This window comes from Pseudomonas sp. PDM03, assembly GCF_014852385.1.
Taxonomy (GTDB): domain Bacteria; phylum Pseudomonadota; class Gammaproteobacteria; order Pseudomonadales; family Pseudomonadaceae; genus Aquipseudomonas; species Aquipseudomonas migulae.
In genome coordinates this window covers 265,652-280,615 of sequence record NZ_JACVBM010000001.1, presented here as the reverse complement: position 1 = coordinate 280,615, position 14,964 = coordinate 265,652, and the positions used below count along the sequence as shown (strand labels likewise).

The window sequence follows — 14,964 nt, the reverse complement described above, 5'->3', positions numbered from 1 at the left end:
CAAACCTTCGTGCAAACACAATCGATGTAGGGTTCAGAGGGCCCCATCGCCGGCAAGCCGGCTCCTACAGGATTGCGGTGAAGCGTCAGTTGATCGCGACCTGAGCTATATGGCCTGAGGTCACCAGCGCCTTCAACGAGGAGTCGAACTGTTTCAGTGCATTCACTTGCAATGCGGTTTGCTGATCGATCTGTGCGGCGATCTCCGGCGCGGCTTTGCCATGCACCCAGACTGAAGGCATTTGTTGTGCGCGCGAGCCCTCGGCCTTGCCGATGTATTGCAGGTTCGAGTCGTAGAATTTGGCCATGAACCGCGCTTCAACCTGGTTATTGCGCTTGGACACCAGGCGGCTGTAGGTGTCGAGCATCACCACCACGTCCGGGTGCGCCTGCACCAGCGCATCGAGGTTGTCGTAGACCGTCACCGAGGCAAACTCTTTCTGCAACGACCCCATCAGCCAGTTGATCGCCCGTTTCGGATCGGAGCTGTCGACGAAGGCGCTGCTGATGCGTGAATCCAGTTCCGGGTTCTTCGCGCCGTTCAGTGCAACCGAGTGGTATTGCTCAAGGTATTCGAGGGTGCTGACAGTGTTTTCGCTGTAGAGCACGCCCACTGATTGCGCGTGTTGCAACGTCGCGGCGCTGTCGGCGACCGGCGGGAAGTGGCAGGACTGTTCGGCGGCGTATGCCGGCACGGTGGCGGCAACGCTGCCGGTCAGGACAGCGACAAGGGCCAGCAGGGTAGAGATTCTCATCGCGCAGGTTCCTTCGGTGGCGAATTCGGTATGTGGCTATCCTCCTCCCTTGGCGAAAAAACAGAACTTGCGATTCTTGATGATGGTTATTGATCAAACGAATGGTTGCGGCAAAAGGCATCGTTACCCCCTAGCCTCATGCCCCCGGCCGATCAGCAACCGGCGCATGCTGCGCCATCAACTCGACCACCCAATCAATAAACACGCGCAGCTTCAGGCTGATGTGCCGGTTCGGCGGGAAGGCCACATACAAGGGCATCGTCTCGAGACTCCAGTCCTCGAACAGCGGTACCAATTCACCGCGAGCCTCGTAGTCCCTGGACATGTATTTGGGCAGCCAAAGCACACCGAGCCCGGCGAGGCCCGCCGCAAGAAATGCGTTGCCATCATCGACGGCCAGCACATAACGTCCTTTGACCTGCACACGCTCACGTTCGTTGTACATCGCGTAGGGCACCGGTTTGCCGGTGCGCGCCCATAAAAAGCCGACGACTCGATGATCCGAATCCTCCAGCTCTTGCGGATGTAAAGGCACGCCGACGCGAGCCAGATAGCTCGGTGCTGCAAACACCCCAAGCGGCAGGTCAGCGACACGCCGGGCCATCAGCGACTGGTCCATCAGCTCGCCGCCGCGCACCACGCAATCGACGTTTTCATCGATGATGTCGACGATGCGATCGCTGACGCCCATGTCGATCTGGATGTCCGGGTATCGCGCATAAAACGCAGGCAATGCCGGCACCAGAATCATCCTCGCCAGCGGGCTCGGCACATCCACGCGCAGCCGGCCTCTGGGCAACGTCGACGCACCGGACAGGCTGGTTTCGGCATCGTCCATGTCGGCCAGCAGCCGCAACACCCGCTCGTAATAGACGGCGCCATCAGCCGTGACGTTGACCTTGCGCGTGGTGCGGTTGAGCAACTTGACGCGCAACCGGGCCTCCAGTTGCTGCACCAGTTGGGTCACGGTGGTCTTGCTCATGTGCAGGGTTTCGGCCGCCTTGGTGAAACTGCCCGCCTCCACCACCCGCGCGAATGCCTGCATTGCATCAAAACGGTCCATTGCAGCCCCAGGTATCGATAGGATTGTTTGGATATCACAAACAGTGCTGGCCAAGGTTGCTCGTTTATCGCCCCGATGCAAGTCCTTACAGTCCCTTCATCGTTCACACAGAGCCCTTGATGGAGGCCTTTCATGACGCAGCGCGATGTTGTTTTCCCAGCCAAACGCCAGGCGCTATATCAGCGCAATCGCTACTCGCCGGCTATTCGCTCCAACGGCTTTTTGTTCGTCTCGGGGCAAGTCGGCAGCGCTGAGGATGGATCGCCCGAACCGGATCTGGAGAAACAGGTGCGGCTCGCCTTCACCAATTTGAACGCGATCCTCGTGGCGGCCGGTTGCACCTTCGACGATGTGATTGATGTCACCGTGTTCATCGTCGACCCCGAATCGACCTTCGAAACCATCTGGAAGATCGTGCCGGAGTTCTGGGGTAACGCACCGCACCCGACGTTGACCGGAGTCGGCGTAACGTGGCTGTATGGCTTTCAATTCGAGATCAAGGTGATTGCCAGGCTTCCAGACACCGCCGAGGAATGAACTGACGCCTGCACAGGGAATGAACGCGGCTATCCGTTCGGCGTTAGAATCGGAAAATGTTCAGCCCACACTTTTGAGGATGACCCAGGCATGTCCACACCCGACATTTCCCTGCAAGACACAGCGGCGCCGGAAGGCGTTTGTTATGGCTGTGGCAGCCGCAACCCGCATGGGCTGCACGTCAAAAGCTTCTGGCATGAAGACGGCGAGCATGTCATCGCCGAGCACGTGCCCGACGCCAGGTATTGCGGCTGGCCGGATCTGGTCTACGGCGGTTTGATCGCGATGCTGGTGGATTGCCATTCCAACTGGACCGCGATGGCCTATCACTACCGGGCGGAAAACCGCGAAGCCGCCAGCCTTCCGCGCATCAATTGCGTCACGGGCAACCTCGGCATCAAGTTCATCAAACCGACGCCGATGGGTGTCCCGCTGACCCTGCGGGCGAAGGTCGAAGGTGATGTCGGGCGCAAGACCCGGGTCATCTGCGAGATCTACGCCGGGGACGTGCTCACGGCGGTGGGCGACTCCACCTTTGTTCGCGTGGACACCGCTCAATTGGCCGACGTCGCGCATAACCGATAGATCGCCGCGTGATAACGTGCGCGCATCCTCTTTTGGAAGCGCACGCCCATGTCCATCGCCGACAATCTTCTCGCGTTTACCTTCGCGGCCACGTTGCTGACACTGACGCCCGGCCTCGATACCGCATTGATCCTGCGAACCGCAACGGTGGAAGGTCGACAACAGGCCTTCCGCGCGGCATTGGGCATCAATGCTGGCTGCTTCCTGTGGGGCGCCGCGGTCGCTTTTGGCCTGGGCGCGTTGATTGCGGTCTCGGAACTGGCCTTCAACGTCCTGAAATACTGCGGCGCCGCATACCTGGCGTGGCTGGGCCTGAACATGCTGCTGCGCCCGCGCCGCTCGCTGTCACCCCTCGAAACGGACGCAAAACCAACGGCCAACTGGTTTCTGAAAGGCATGATGGGGAATGTGCTCAATCCGAAAATCGGCATTTTTTACGTCTCTTTTCTCCCACAGTTCATTCCCCAGGGCCACTCGCTGATTGCCTGGACTTTTGGCCTGGTCAGCATTCACGTGGTGCTCGGTTTGATCTGGTCGTTGACGTTGATTCGCGCTACACAACCACTCGCCCTGGTGCTGCGGCGTGAAAAAGTCATCAAATGGATGGACCGCACGACGGGCATGATCTTTGTTCTGTTTGCCGCGCGGTTGGCGTTCAGCAAGCGGTGAACAGCGTCCCCCTGTAGGAGCCGGCTTGCCGGCGATGACGTCCGAACGGGCAACGTAAAGTTCAAGACCGCATCGCCGGCAAGCCGGCTCCTACAGGTTTTGCGCTTACCAGACGATGTCGAATTGGCAGTTGCGGGCCGTTATTGTTTTTGTGTTTCCCGGGACTGTGTGAAGAACCCAAAAAAATGCCCGCTTCTTGCGAAGCGGGCATTTCGTTCACGGGTTATGCGGCGTTTTCAGCGCGACCTTCGTTAAAAACTCGCTTTGACCGACACCATAAAGTTGCGTGGATCACCGTAGTAGTTGCCGAAGGTCTCGGTTCCGATGGTGGCGTAGTAGCGCTTGTCGAACAGGTTGTTGCCGTTGAGCGCAACCGACCAGGTGTCGTCGATGCGGTAACCGATGCGGCCGTTCCAGACCGCATAACCTGACTGGCTGATTTTGTCGCCACTGGAAGGTGAAACCCGGAAGTTATCGCTTTGCGCGTTGACGCCAGCACCGATCGTGAATCGCTCAAGCGACCCGCTCAGGGCGTAATCGCCCCACATGCGCAGCACATGCCGAGGCACATAACTGTTGAACGCTGCGCCGTTCAGGCTGGTGTCGATGTCGTCGAGGGTTTTGGTCTGGGTATAGGTGTAACCCGCCAGCACTTGCAGGCGCTCAATGACTTCACCGCTGATCTCGGCCTCGAATCCCTGGGCGCGAACCTTGCCGGCATTGACGTAGCAGTAACCATCGGATGAAGGACAGGATGAGTTGTAGTCCGTCTGCGCCTGATCTTTCTGGATCGTGCGGAACAGGTTGAAGGAGCTGTTCAGGCGACCGTCGAACCAGGCGCCCTTGATCCCCAGCTCATAGCTCTGGCCCACAAGCGGCTTGAGCGCCGAACCGTCTTCCGAGCGGAAATTGCCTTGCGGGGTAAAGATATCCGAGTAGCTGGCATAGGCCGTCAGGTTCTCGTTCAGGTCCAGCAACACACCGGCAAACGGCGTCACCTGCCCGGTCTCGGTAGCGCTGGAATGTTCCGAGGTGCCTGTGTTGATGAAGTCGGAGTCGGTTTCGGAGTAGTACCAACTCACCCGACTGCCGACAACGAATGTCAGCGGATCGGCCAGTTTCAACCGCAGTGTCGAGTAAATGCCCTTCTGTTTGGTCACCGAATTGACTGGCCCGCCGCGAGACGAGTTGTCAATAAAGTAACTGTCATCCGGCTCCGGAATATGTTTGTCGGGGTTGAACACATTCTGGCGTTGCTTCAGAAACGCCACCGAGTAGAAGTCGTCCTTTTTCGAACGGCTGGCGTTGGCGCCCACGATCAATTCATGTTGCTGGCCGAACGCGTTGAACTTGCCATCCACGTACGCATCAAGGCCGTAATCGACTTGATCGTAATCGTACATGCTGCCCAGCATGCCGGTGGTATTGGTGCCGGGCGTCACGGCGCCGGAGGCGAATGCGTACTTGATGTCCTGGGTGTTTTTTGTATAAACACTGGCGACCTTCAAGCTCCAGTCATCATTGATCCGGTGATTCAAATCACTGAAAACAGTGGTGCGCTGGCTGCGCCACGTGTTCCACGAAGGATCGAGGCAGGTCGAGCGGCTGAGTTTCAAATCGCTGCGGTCCCGGTAACGCGGCAGGCCACCCCAGCAAGGGTTGGCGTCCACATCTTCATAGGCAACGCCCAGGCCGAGTGTCGTGTCGGGGCTCACATCAGCGTCGAGCGCGCCGTAATACACCTGATCCTTGCGATTGGCGTCGTCTACCGAGTAATGCCGACTCTGCTCGGCAACAACCGCCCGCCCCCGCAAGGTGCCGGATTCGTTCAGCGGGCCACCGGTGTCGACCTGTCCGCGATAGTTGTCCCAGCTGCCACCGGAGAGCGTGATGTCGGTGCGCGGGGCCGTCTGGCCGCGTTTGCGCACGAAGTTCACCCCGCCGGCGGTGCCACCTGAACCTTTCATCATCCCGGCTGCGCCGCGAAGGATTTCGACACGGTCGTAGTACGCCATGTCACCGCTGAAACTGTCGGCCTGAACATAGAGGCTGCCCATATCCAGAGGGACGCCGTCGTACTGATACTGGCCCGACATGCGGAACCCGCGCGAGTAGAAATACTTGCCGCCCATGGTCGAGTCGTAGACGGTGATGCCCGGGGTCTTTTCCATGACCTGGTCGATGGTGTTCAGGTTCTGGTCATCGAGCATCTTGCGCGTCATCACCGTGACCGACTGCGGCGTTTCCCTGAGTGAGTGCTCCCCCTTGCCGATAGTCACCGCCCCCGTGGTGTACGAGCCGCTGTTTTCGGTGGTCGCGCCGAGCATTTGCCCATTGATGTTGGTCGCACCCAGTTCCAGGGCCGAGCCGGCAGCCGGGGCTGGTCGCAGGACATAAGTACCGTTGGCCTGGGGTTCGGCTTGCAGACCACTTCCGCCCAGAATCCGCGCAAACCCTTCGCTGATCCCGAACGCACCGTTTAGGCCCGGGGATTTCAACCCTTCGAGTTGTCGCGCATCAAAGGATATGGCGGCACCCGCCGCACTGGCGAATTGGCTGAGCACTTCGGTCAGGCTGCCGCCGGGAATGTTGAACGATTTCACCGGGCTCTGCTGTTGCACCGGCACCTGTGCCGCAAGCGTTGCCGTTGACCAGACGCCCGCCGTAGTTGCCGCCAATAGCCCGACCGTCACTGCGGTCGCCAGACGATCAGACTTGTACACCCGAGACATGCTTACCCTCCCCCAAAAACAATCAATAAAAACTCACTGAGGGATGAGCCGAACGATGTGTATGAAAAGTGCAAAGGCTGGAAAATTATTTTCAGATCTATCGCGAGCAAGCCCACATTCAGAGCAAATCACCACGCGACACGTCGACCCAATATCGGCTGAACCGGGTGATCCGCAGCGAGAAACCACTCTCCAGCGCAGCCAATGCCAGGTCGGTGTTATCAATGGGAAAAGCGCCGGACACTTTCAATTGGGCAATACGCGGATCACAGCGCAGCACACCTGTGCGATAGCGCGAAAGGTCGGCCAGCAACTCGGCCAAGGGACGATTGATGGCAATGATGCTGCCCGTTTGCCAGGCGCCGACGGCTGCGTCGTTGCGCCGTACCGCCCCCACCGAGTGACCATCGAAGTCCAGGGACTGGCCGGCCTCCAGACGCACCGTCGAGCCACCGCCAGCCGAACGGACCTCTACGGCCTTCTCGATCACCGCCACCCCGCCGCCCTGTTCAAGGGACCGGACGATAAAACGCGTCCCGAGTGCCAGCACCTCTGCATGACGGGTGAGCACCTTGAAGGGGCGTTGCAAGGGATCGACAGCGGTCGTCACAAGGATCTCGCCACGCAACAGTTCGAGCACACGCTGACGACCGTCAAAACGAAGATTCACCGAGGTGTCGGTATTGAGCAGCAACGAACTGCCATCCGCCAACCGGAACTCACGACGCTCACCCACGGCGGTGCGAAAATCGGCGAACAGGTTCTGCGAGGTTTCACTGCGCCAGCCCAGCCAGCCCAGCGAACTGGCGGAGGCAAGCACCAGCACACTGCGCAACACCTGGCGCCGGGATAGATCAGCACCACGCAACGCTGGCGATGCCAGGGCACCCGGCACACTGGCCATCTGCTCGCCGACGTCCGCCATGCGTTGCCAGGCTTGTCGATGGGCAGGGTCGGCGACCAGCCAGTCGTTCCAGGCGGCCAGGTCCGAATCGGTGACGACACCCGACCGAAGTCGGGCGTACCACTGGGCGGCAACGCTGATCGCCTTCAACTCAGCGGGCGAAAGGCTCATGCCAGTTGCAACTGAATCTGCATCAGGCAGCAATGCTCCATGGCTTTGGCCATGTAGTTGTTGACCGTGCGAGAGCTGATATTCAAGCGCTCGGCAATCTGCGGGTAGGTCAAGCCGTCGAACTGAGACAGGATGAACGTCTGTTTGACCTTCGTCCCCAATCCTTGCAGCAGGCGGTCGATCTCCATCAGGGCTTGCAACAGGATCGCCTGCTCCTCCAACGAAGGCTGCTGCCATTCGGGCATGGCCGCCAAGGCTTCCAGATAGGACTGTTCCAACGACCGCCGGCGGAACAGATCGATCAGCAACCCCTTGGCGATCATCGACAGGTAAGGTCGCGGCTCGCGAATATCGAGTGCGTTACGCGCCTTGATGACCCGGACGAAGGTGTCCTGCGTCAGGTCTGCCGCATCGAACGCATTGCCCAGGCGCTTGCGCAGCCAGCCATTGAGCCAACCGTGATGGTCGCAATACAGATCATTGACGGCGCTACGCAGGGATAAATCGTTGGCGGACATGACGATGGAATAATTCGCGAGTGATAATGACTCGCATTGTCATGTGTGTAATGGGTGATTTGCAATAGCCACATTGGCTGACAGGCGCGACGCCAGGCAGATGCATCAGCCAGGTGGATCAAGCCCATCAATAAATACATGCAGGCGGCTATCAGAATATTTCTGAAGTCGCTTGATCAATGTCGCTGATGCTTACCCCTGCATCACACGGATGAAAACCGCTTGCGATAATCGCTCGGCCCCACTCCGAGGCGTCGCATAAATGCCCTTCTGAACCCGTCCGTATTGGCATAGCCGACGGTATCGGCCAAGCGCTTGAGTGATACGTCCGAGCCTTCGATTAGCCGCCGGGCCGCATCAATGCGCGCCAGCTCGACAAATTCGGCCGGGGTCGAATTCGCTTCGGATTTAAAGGTACGGGCGAAGTTGCGCTCGCTCATCCCGGCGCGGGCAGCCAGGGTGGGCACGCTCAAGTCAGCCTTCAGGTGCTCCAAAACATAATCCTGCACGTCTCTGATTACGCTGCGTTCTGCGGTTTGCGCTGCCAGTTGCGCGCTGAACTGCGACTGTCCGCCAGGCCGCTTGAAGAACATCACCATTTCACGGGCAACGCTCAGCGCCAGTTCTCTGCCGTGATCCTCTTCGACCAGCGCCAGGGCCAGGTCCATGCCGGCCGTGACACCCGCCGAGGTGTAGATGTTGCCGTCCTTGATGAAGATGCTGTCGGGTTCGACCTGCGTTTGCGGGTGCTCCTTGGCGAGTTTTGCGCTGGAGTTCCAGTGAGTAGTGACTCGGCGTCCGTCCAGCAGGCCAGCGGCGGCGAGCAAGAAAGCACCGCTGCAGACCGAGCCGATACGACGCACGGATTTCGCCTGTCGGCGCAGCCACTCTTGCAGTGCGGGGTCGAGGGCAATTTCATCGATGTGTGGGCTTCCGGCCACGAGCAACGTATCGATCTTGCCTTTATAGGTATCGAAGGTCTCGTCGATGCCCAGCTTCAATCCGCTTGAGCCTTTGATCATCCCCTTGTCCGTACCGATGACTTCCACCCGATAGGCGCGCGGATTGCCGAGCTGCTTTGCCGCTTCAGCAAAGACGTCTGCCGGGCCGATGACGTCCAGAAGCTGCACGCGGGGGAACGCCAGGAGGGTTATGCGCATGATGTCTGTCCTCGTCGAATCATTGGCTGAATACGTCGTGATGTGACTATTTCAGCCATGGTCTTTTCGGCTGAAAATAGCTCCAACAGCAAATTCAGTCAAACGGGAGACCGCCATGAACACTGCATACACTTCCTCCGTCGCAGCTGCACAATCGGTATCAGGCAGTACGACGTCGATCAAAAACCTGCCCATCAACCTGTTCGGTTCAGTCATGGGTCTGGCTGGCCTGGGACTGGCCTGGCGTTTGAGTGGCCAATATTTCGGCGTCGGCGGCGCATTGGGTGAAGCGATTGGCGCACTGGCCGGCCTGGTATTCGTGCTGCTGACCCTGGGTTACCTGAGCAAATGGGTGAAACACCCTGAAGCAGTAAAGGCCGAGTTCAACCATCCGATTGCCAGCAACTTTTTTGGCACCGTCACCATTGCCCTGTTGCTGCTTTCGGCAGTCGCTGCGCCCCACAGCCAGTGGCTCGCAGAGGCTCTTTGGATACTGGGCAGCGCGCTGACAGTGTTGCTCGCAGGCCTGGTGGTTTCGCGTCTGTTGTCGGGCAATCAGGATTCGGTGAATGCCGTGTCTGCCTGGCTGATCCCTGGTGTTGCCACCCTCGACATCGCGGTAACCGGTGCGCACATGCCCATGGTTTGGGCTGCGGAGTTCAACCTGTTTGCCCTCGCCGTGGGTGCGGTGCTGGCATTGGTTTTCTTCACCCGGATCTTTTCGCGACTGGTGCATGAAGCCGCTTTGGCCAAAGGCATGGTGCCTTCGTTGATGGTCCTGATTGCACCCTTCGAGGTAGGTTTCCTGGCGTACACCAACGTGTTCGGCGAAATCGACCGGTTTGCCAGTGTGTTGTTCTACTTCGGCCTGTTCCTGTTCGTGGTGCTGAGCTTCAAAGTGTTCCGTCGCGATGTGCCCTTTGCCCCTTCGTGGTGGGCTATCAGCTTTCCTATCGCGGCCCTGAGTAATGCGGCGCTGAAATATGCACATGCCCAGGACAACGCTCTGCTGATGGTCATCGCTGCGGCGATCCTGCTGTTTCTCACTGTGGCACTGACCGTGCTGTTGGTGAAAACCCTGATCAGCCTGTTCAGCGGCAAACTGTTGGCCAACTGACGTTTTACCTCCCTTTGGCGAGCCTTCACCGGCTCGCTTTTTTTTGCCCCTACAGGTTTCATCGAATGACACACAGCACTTCGTGGTTAATGCTGATCGTTGCCGGTCTTCTGGAGATCGCCTTTGCGGTCGGTTTGAAATCTGCAAACGGCTTTGAACGGCCCGCCGTGTTGGCCGGTACCGTCATCGTGTTGGCCGGTAGTTTGTGCCTGTTGACGATGGCGTTGCGCGTTCTGCCAGTCGGTACCGCCTATGCAGTCTGGACCGGCATCGGCGCCGCCGGCACAGCCATTGTCGGCATGTATTGGTTGGGTGATGGGGTTTCACTCTGGCGAATGGTCTGGATCGGATTGATCCTGCTGAGTGTCGCGGGACTACGCTGGGCAGCTTGAACGAGCAAGTACTTCAGAGTGTTTTTTGGGGTCAAGCGAGAGAGGAGTTCAGGGAGTTCAGGGACAGCCCACATTTAGAAAATGTGGTCTGTCCCCTAATGACCCTACACAGATCAGCCGTTGGTGCGATCGGTCGCCTTGGCTTTGCTTTCGGCAACAGCGGCTTCAGCCTTCTGCTTCTGTGCAACCTGGAAGGCTTCCATCGAGACTTTCCGGGCCGACTCCATGCGTGTGAAGGTCCGATCACCGCCACCTGTGGCCATAGCCAGAGTGGAAGCGGTCAGAGCGGCGGCGACGAAAAGAACTTTCATGGATTTCATTTGGGTTTCCTCAAGTGAGAGTTTATTAATAGATAACAGTGGTAGTTATTTGCTAAAGCATTACTTGCTTATTCAACCTGGCTTTAGCATTAAGCCAGGGCGGCGTTTTGTTGCGTCCAGGTGCCTTGCTCCATACGCTCGTCGGTATCTCTGCTTTTTGCCCAGGCGGTGAGCAACACCATCATTGCGAATCCACCAACGATGAGAACCGGATAGGCTGCCAGCAACTCGATCAGCGAGTATTTCCAGGCCAGCGGACGACCAACACCCAACATCGCGGCATAGAACCACGACACACCAGAGAGCGCACCCGAGAACAGCGCCAGCATGCGAAGGCTGAAGGAAAGTTCAAGTAACGAACCGGCTTTTTTCAGCGCCGGCAATACAGCGCTATGCAACAGGAAGCCGTTAAAGGTCAGCAGTACAACGATCCCGATTTTTGCTTGCAACTTTGGATTCAGGAAATACTCCATCCCCTTGCCGGCATAGTCGATACCGATAATGCCAATGCCCGTAACCCAAAGAGCTACAAGTGCAAGTACTACGGTTTTTTGAAGGCTTTCCATATGTGCGTCATCATGGTGACCCGACACGTCACCCTTCAGAAGTTGCTTGACCATTGCAACGTCACTGGTAAGGACAAGACCGATTGCAACACAGCAGGCGATAAGATGGAAATATACAACGCCCAAACGAAAATATTCCACGGCGGACGAAGAAATCATACTAAGTTCCATGGTTACCTCTTGGCTTCAATAGTGAATCAACATAGTTCTCGGCACAGCCTGATTGGAATTTGCCGTTGCTGATTGTAATTAGGATCCAACAATAATTATTAAATAATCTTGCAGTATTACGCTGCCAAGACAATAGCGATTTTCGCGAATGAACTTTTAATCATCCGTACTTAGTGCATATGAGGTTTAACTTCCGCTTCTGGGGTCGGCGATATCCAGAACCCTATCGGCGAGCGGATCAGGCAATGCTGGCGGGATTTGCCGGGCTTGCGCCCCATTCGAGGAAACGGATCTTGTGAACCTCACCCAGACTGTCTTCATAGACCAGGGTCACCGGTACCACGCCTGTCTTGTTGGATGTATCAGTGCGCTGCAGTACCCGCTTCACATCGATTTCCATTCCGTAGTGGTAATCGACGGCTGAGACATGCGCGCCAAGTTCCTGCAGGCCGTTCTGGTCGAAGACAGTTGGCGCGAGACTGGAAATCACGGCACTGACAATTGTGGCCATGTTCATAAGGCTATACCTCCACTGAAGTTCTCTTAACGAGGACTTAATGTGACACGTGTTCAAAGTGAAGTTCACTTCACCGCGACGAACGCGCCGATCTGAGTCGCCTGTAGTGGCTTCAGGCCCCTAGCAATTCCCCGCGCTTGACGCCTTACGACCATTCGTCCATTAAACCCCGTATTTGTTGGGCCAAACGGCATTTTTGAGTGAGGTCATAACATGTTATGACGGATTTTCGCGCAAAATTTCACGTGCTGGCTGTGACGGCACATGGACCGAAAACGTCTGCGAGCCAGGGTGAGAAATATCGGGTATTGGCCGATTTCTACCGTCCACGACTGGCCGAAATCGGCCAGTTTCCGCCGTTCAAGCGTCCACGTTCAGTACTTGATATCCCGGGCTTTTTGACGTCCTTCCTGCTTCGTTTGTCGCTTGTCTTGTCGACAACCGGGATTGCTCTGGGCATCGGCTGCTCGACAATCCTGTTTCGTCTCACGAGCCCCTTGGCGCGTGTCCTGCCTGACATCGCGTGCGGCACGACGCGTCTCGGCTCGTTCGGTGGCCGCCCAAGCTGCCCCGTTCGCCACCAGAAGAAAAATCATCGCTACCCAACCAAACGTCCTGTGCTTTCTCATAATCTGATCTCCAGGAACTCGATGCCGGATTTTAAGTACAGCTGATTTCCAGACGTCCCGCAGGCTGAGGAACTGCCATTCATCCAAGCGATATCCATTGCTCGAGTCCAAGGGGGCAGTTGGTGAGCATCACTGTCGATGATGGTTTGTATGATTTTCTCCCCCTCACAAATGAAGCCTCTTTCCTGCCGGGGGGTTATAGATGCCCTCTCCGCCCCTGACATTGCATAGGTATAGGGGGTATGCCTATCATGCGCAATACATAGGTAGGGGGGGGTATGCCATGGGCCATATTGCAGCAAACAAAGACGATCTTCTCAAACGCGTAAAACGCATCGCCGGACAAATCCAAGCCGTTGAACGGGCATTGGAATCGGATCTCGATTGTGCCAAAACACTGCATCTTGTTGCCGCAACCCGCGGAGCCATCAACGGTTTGATGGAGGAAATCATCGAGGACCACGCGCGGGAGCATGTCGCGAACCCTGCTCTCAGCGAAGAGGAGCGTAACAAGGGCGTCGAAGAACTTCTTGAGGCCATTCGCCGTTACTCCAAGTGAACGCAGGTACACACTCATGAGCAGCTCCAACATCAACTACACACACGACCACATGTTCCTTGGCTCAGCGCACGACGAAAACACCAAGCGTACGCTTTGGGTTGTGATACTGACCGTTGTGATGATGGTTGGCGAGATCACCGCCGGGTATATGACGGGCTCGATGGCGTTACTGGCTGATGGCTTTCACATGGCAACCCATGCCGGCGCATTGGGCATCGCGGCGGCCGCTTATGGATACGCAAAACGCCACGCTTTCAGCCAGCGCTACAGTTTCGGCACCGGAAAGGTTGGAGACTTGGGCGGGTTCGCCTCGGCGCTGATTCTCGGTATGGTCTCCCTGGGAATTGGCGTTGAGTCCGTCATACGTCTCTTGCAGCCAACGGAAGTTCAGTTCGGCACCGCTACGCTCATCGCGATTGCCGGCTTGATCGTCAACATTGTCAGCGCTCTGCTGCTGGGTCACGGGCATAGTCATGGGCACGATCACGATCATGCCCATCATGGGAACGACAACAACCTGAAATCGGCCTACGTCCACGTCATCGCGGACGCGCTGACTTCGGTTCTGGCCATTGCTGCACTGCTCGCCGGCCGGTATCTCGGTTGGGTGTGGCTGGACCCGGTCATGGGCATTGTCGGCGCTATCGTTATCGCGCGTTGGGCGTGGATCTTGATGGGGGTCACCGCAGGTGTACTGCTGGATCAGACAGACGCACACGTCGCCGAGGAAATCCGTGAACTGGTTGAGAAACCCGGAGATGCCACCATCACTGACTTGCACGTCTGGCGAGTTGGCCCGCAAGCGCATGCGGCCATCGTCAGCGTCCTTGGTGAAGCCACTGCGAACGCCGACAGCATTCGTGAACGTCTGAAGCCGGTTCATGAAGTCAGCCATCTGACGGTCGAGTTTCGACCGGCCTGATTCAGCGCCTCCCCTCCACAGCCTCCAAAGGAAACCGTAATGCCCCCAGGGAAACGTGAACTGGCGCGGATCGAACGCCGATTGATTGCCACGCTCACTGATGCGTGCGAAACAGCAAAAGGTGAAATCAAGGGTTTTACCTGGCTCACCCACATCGCTGACCTGAACGCATTGGCTGAAACCCTGAAGGTGATCTGGGTGTTCGAAACCCTCGCTGACAAAAAGCTCGCCCAGGTTAACGCGAAGACACGCATCTTTGAGCTGACGGCCATCGCCTTGAATGAAGCCAACATCGATCTGAGCCCTTCAGACCTCAATGTCCGCTTTGACTCCGAGGAAGAATGCCAGCGCACTCATGGTGGCGACTGGCAGAAGCGCCTGGCCAAGGGTTATTGACGATGGCTAAAGAAATCGAAAACCCCTGCATCTCGGTTTGCCAACTGAGTGGCGATCTGTGTGTGAGTTGTGGACGGAGCAAGGAAGACATCAGAAAGTGGAAACGCATGAAGCGACCTGAAAAAATGGCCGCTGTGCAAAGGGCGAATGTGCGCTTGAAAGGGCTGAAGAAAGCACAGGGATAGTCACTTGAGCTGCGATTTCAGGGACAGACCACATTTAGAAAATGTGGTCTGTCCCCTAATGCCCCCAGGCATCACCGCTGGTCAATGGCGATTT

General features: G+C 57.4%; 19 protein-coding genes. 10 read left to right on the top strand and 9 right to left on the bottom strand.

The genetic code is table 11. The features are described 5' to 3' along the window. Positions 1-85 precede the first annotated feature (85 nt). Together IB254_RS01295 and IB254_RS01290 are read right to left on the bottom strand one after the other, a co-directional pair. Complete coding sequence (locus IB254_RS01295; RefSeq protein ID WP_192415958.1) at positions 86-754, bottom strand: ATPase; 669 nt, start codon at positions 752-754, stop codon at positions 86-88. A 136-nt stretch (positions 755-890) separates the two neighbouring features. Beyond that, a complete protein-coding gene (locus IB254_RS01290) occupies positions 891-1,817 on the bottom strand; it encodes a LysR family transcriptional regulator (protein ID WP_008024114.1) in 927 nt (308 codons plus the stop codon). Between the two features lie 132 nt (positions 1,818-1,949). Between IB254_RS01290 and IB254_RS01285 the strand changes: the two genes are divergently transcribed. The 3 genes from IB254_RS01285 to IB254_RS01275 all read left to right on the top strand — a co-directional run bounded on the left by IB254_RS01285 (position 1,950) and on the right by IB254_RS01275 (position 3,608). Continuing rightward, positions 1,950-2,354: a RidA family protein gene (locus IB254_RS01285; protein WP_192415955.1), complete on the top strand. Its 405-nt coding sequence runs from the start codon at positions 1,950-1,952 to the stop codon at positions 2,352-2,354. A 90-nt stretch (positions 2,355-2,444) separates the two neighbouring features. Continuing rightward, positions 2,445-2,939 (top strand): PaaI family thioesterase, encoded by a 495-nt coding sequence (locus IB254_RS01280; RefSeq protein WP_192415953.1) that lies wholly within the window; start codon positions 2,445-2,447, stop codon positions 2,937-2,939. Between the two features lie 48 nt (positions 2,940-2,987). After that, the gene (locus IB254_RS01275) at positions 2,988-3,608 is read left to right on the top strand and encodes a LysE family translocator (RefSeq protein ID WP_008024109.1); all 621 of its coding nucleotides are present in this window, start codon (positions 2,988-2,990) and stop codon (positions 3,606-3,608) included. 251 nt (positions 3,609-3,859) lie between these two features. On the opposite strand, the gene IB254_RS01270 is transcribed toward IB254_RS01275, so the two are convergent. The 4 genes from IB254_RS01270 to IB254_RS01255 form a co-directional block, all read right to left on the bottom strand. Then, positions 3,860-6,340 carry a TonB-dependent siderophore receptor gene (locus IB254_RS01270; protein WP_192415951.1) on the bottom strand — a complete coding sequence of 827 codons (2,481 nt, stop codon included), beginning with the start codon at positions 6,338-6,340 and terminating at the stop codon, positions 3,860-3,862. A gap of 118 nt (positions 6,341-6,458) precedes the next feature. After that, positions 6,459-7,415, bottom strand: a complete 957-nt coding sequence (locus IB254_RS01265) for a FecR domain-containing protein (protein WP_192415949.1) — start codon at positions 7,413-7,415, stop codon at positions 6,459-6,461. Then, a complete protein-coding gene (locus IB254_RS01260; RefSeq protein ID WP_192415941.1) occupies positions 7,412-7,933 on the bottom strand; it encodes a sigma-70 family RNA polymerase sigma factor in 522 nt (173 codons plus the stop codon). The genes IB254_RS01265 and IB254_RS01260 overlap by 4 nt, the downstream gene beginning before the upstream one ends. A gap of 203 nt (positions 7,934-8,136) precedes the next feature. Next, positions 8,137-9,093 (bottom strand): GlxA family transcriptional regulator, encoded by a 957-nt coding sequence (locus IB254_RS01255; RefSeq protein ID WP_192229319.1) that lies wholly within the window; start codon positions 9,091-9,093, stop codon positions 8,137-8,139. A gap of 115 nt (positions 9,094-9,208) precedes the next feature. Between IB254_RS01255 and IB254_RS01250 the strand changes: the two genes are divergently transcribed. Beyond that, complete coding sequence (locus tag IB254_RS01250; RefSeq protein WP_192415940.1) at positions 9,209-10,210, top strand: SLAC1 anion channel family protein; 1,002 nt, start codon at positions 9,209-9,211, stop codon at positions 10,208-10,210. A gap of 65 nt (positions 10,211-10,275) precedes the next feature. Beyond that, positions 10,276-10,602, top strand: coding sequence for a DMT family transporter (locus tag IB254_RS01245; RefSeq protein WP_192415939.1), 327 nt, complete (start codon positions 10,276-10,278; stop codon positions 10,600-10,602). A gap of 113 nt (positions 10,603-10,715) precedes the next feature. Here IB254_RS01245 and IB254_RS01240 read toward each other — a convergent pair whose 3' ends face one another. From IB254_RS01240 to IB254_RS01230, 3 genes are all read right to left on the bottom strand, one after another. Next, complete coding sequence (locus tag IB254_RS01240) at positions 10,716-10,922, bottom strand: co-regulatory protein PtrA N-terminal domain-containing protein (protein WP_008033360.1); 207 nt, start codon at positions 10,920-10,922, stop codon at positions 10,716-10,718. 89 nt (positions 10,923-11,011) lie between these two features. Continuing rightward, entirely contained in the window at positions 11,012-11,659 is a 648-nt protein-coding gene (locus tag IB254_RS01235) for a hypothetical protein (protein ID WP_192415938.1), read from the bottom strand. A gap of 238 nt (positions 11,660-11,897) precedes the next feature. Continuing rightward, a complete protein-coding gene (locus tag IB254_RS01230) occupies positions 11,898-12,176 on the bottom strand; it encodes a DUF2790 domain-containing protein (protein ID WP_192415937.1) in 279 nt (92 codons plus the stop codon). Between the two features lie 218 nt (positions 12,177-12,394). Here IB254_RS01230 and IB254_RS01225 point away from each other — a divergent pair, with 218 nt between their 5' ends. The 5 genes from IB254_RS01225 (at position 12,395) to IB254_RS01205 (ending at position 14,870) form a co-directional block, all read left to right on the top strand. Continuing rightward, entirely contained in the window at positions 12,395-12,850 is a 456-nt protein-coding gene (locus IB254_RS01225) for a hypothetical protein (protein ID WP_192415936.1), read from the top strand. Positions 12,851-13,088: 238 nt separating this feature from the next. Beyond that, on the top strand, positions 13,089-13,364 hold the full coding sequence (locus IB254_RS01220) for a metal/formaldehyde-sensitive transcriptional repressor (protein WP_004575538.1): 276 nt from the start codon (positions 13,089-13,091) through the stop codon (positions 13,362-13,364). A 16-nt stretch (positions 13,365-13,380) separates the two neighbouring features. Continuing rightward, complete coding sequence (gene dmeF / locus IB254_RS01215) at positions 13,381-14,289, top strand: CDF family Co(II)/Ni(II) efflux transporter DmeF (RefSeq protein WP_192415933.1); 909 nt, start codon at positions 13,381-13,383, stop codon at positions 14,287-14,289. 39 nt (positions 14,290-14,328) lie between these two features. Next, positions 14,329-14,685 (top strand): hypothetical protein, encoded by a 357-nt coding sequence (locus tag IB254_RS01210; protein WP_192415924.1) that lies wholly within the window; start codon positions 14,329-14,331, stop codon positions 14,683-14,685. A gap of 2 nt (positions 14,686-14,687) precedes the next feature. Beyond that, the gene (locus IB254_RS01205; protein ID WP_008033373.1) at positions 14,688-14,870 is read left to right on the top strand and encodes a DUF1289 domain-containing protein; all 183 of its coding nucleotides are present in this window, start codon (positions 14,688-14,690) and stop codon (positions 14,868-14,870) included. Positions 14,871-14,964: the final 94 nt, after the last annotated feature.

What these genes read in the sequence shown, in the direction of transcription:
- IB254_RS01250 (WP_192415940.1), top strand. Translation starts at nt 9,209, where the DNA reads ATGAACACTGCATACACTTCCTCCGTCGCAGCTGCACAATCGGTATCA.
- IB254_RS01255 (WP_192229319.1), bottom strand. Translation starts at nt 9,093, where the DNA reads ATGCGCATAACCCTCCTGGCGTTCCCCCGCGTGCAGCTTCTGGACGTC.
- IB254_RS01245 (WP_192415939.1), top strand. Translation starts at nt 10,276, where the DNA reads ATGACACACAGCACTTCGTGGTTAATGCTGATCGTTGCCGGTCTTCTG.
- IB254_RS01210 (WP_192415924.1), top strand. Translation starts at nt 14,329, where the DNA reads ATGCCCCCAGGGAAACGTGAACTGGCGCGGATCGAACGCCGATTGATT.
- IB254_RS01270 (WP_192415951.1), bottom strand. Translation starts at nt 6,340, where the DNA reads ATGTCTCGGGTGTACAAGTCTGATCGTCTGGCGACCGCAGTGACGGTC.
- IB254_RS01260 (WP_192415941.1), bottom strand. Translation starts at nt 7,933, where the DNA reads ATGTCCGCCAACGATTTATCCCTGCGTAGCGCCGTCAATGATCTGTAT.
- IB254_RS01275 (WP_008024109.1), top strand. Translation starts at nt 2,988, where the DNA reads ATGTCCATCGCCGACAATCTTCTCGCGTTTACCTTCGCGGCCACGTTG.
- IB254_RS01235 (WP_192415938.1), bottom strand. Translation starts at nt 11,659, where the DNA reads ATGGAACTTAGTATGATTTCTTCGTCCGCCGTGGAATATTTTCGTTTG.
- IB254_RS01230 (WP_192415937.1), bottom strand. Translation starts at nt 12,176, where the DNA reads ATGAACATGGCCACAATTGTCAGTGCCGTGATTTCCAGTCTCGCGCCA.
- IB254_RS01225 (WP_192415936.1), top strand. Translation starts at nt 12,395, where the DNA reads ATGACGGATTTTCGCGCAAAATTTCACGTGCTGGCTGTGACGGCACAT.
- IB254_RS01240 (WP_008033360.1), bottom strand. Translation starts at nt 10,922, where the DNA reads ATGAAATCCATGAAAGTTCTTTTCGTCGCCGCCGCTCTGACCGCTTCC.
- IB254_RS01290 (WP_008024114.1), bottom strand. Translation starts at nt 1,817, where the DNA reads ATGGACCGTTTTGATGCAATGCAGGCATTCGCGCGGGTGGTGGAGGCG.
- IB254_RS01265 (WP_192415949.1), bottom strand. Translation starts at nt 7,415, where the DNA reads ATGAGCCTTTCGCCCGCTGAGTTGAAGGCGATCAGCGTTGCCGCCCAG.
- IB254_RS01280 (WP_192415953.1), top strand. Translation starts at nt 2,445, where the DNA reads ATGTCCACACCCGACATTTCCCTGCAAGACACAGCGGCGCCGGAAGGC.
- IB254_RS01205 (WP_008033373.1), top strand. Translation starts at nt 14,688, where the DNA reads ATGGCTAAAGAAATCGAAAACCCCTGCATCTCGGTTTGCCAACTGAGT.
- IB254_RS01220 (WP_004575538.1), top strand. Translation starts at nt 13,089, where the DNA reads ATGGGCCATATTGCAGCAAACAAAGACGATCTTCTCAAACGCGTAAAA.
- IB254_RS01285 (WP_192415955.1), top strand. Translation starts at nt 1,950, where the DNA reads ATGACGCAGCGCGATGTTGTTTTCCCAGCCAAACGCCAGGCGCTATAT.
- dmeF (WP_192415933.1), top strand. Translation starts at nt 13,381, where the DNA reads ATGAGCAGCTCCAACATCAACTACACACACGACCACATGTTCCTTGGC.
- IB254_RS01295 (WP_192415958.1), bottom strand. Translation starts at nt 754, where the DNA reads ATGAGAATCTCTACCCTGCTGGCCCTTGTCGCTGTCCTGACCGGCAGC.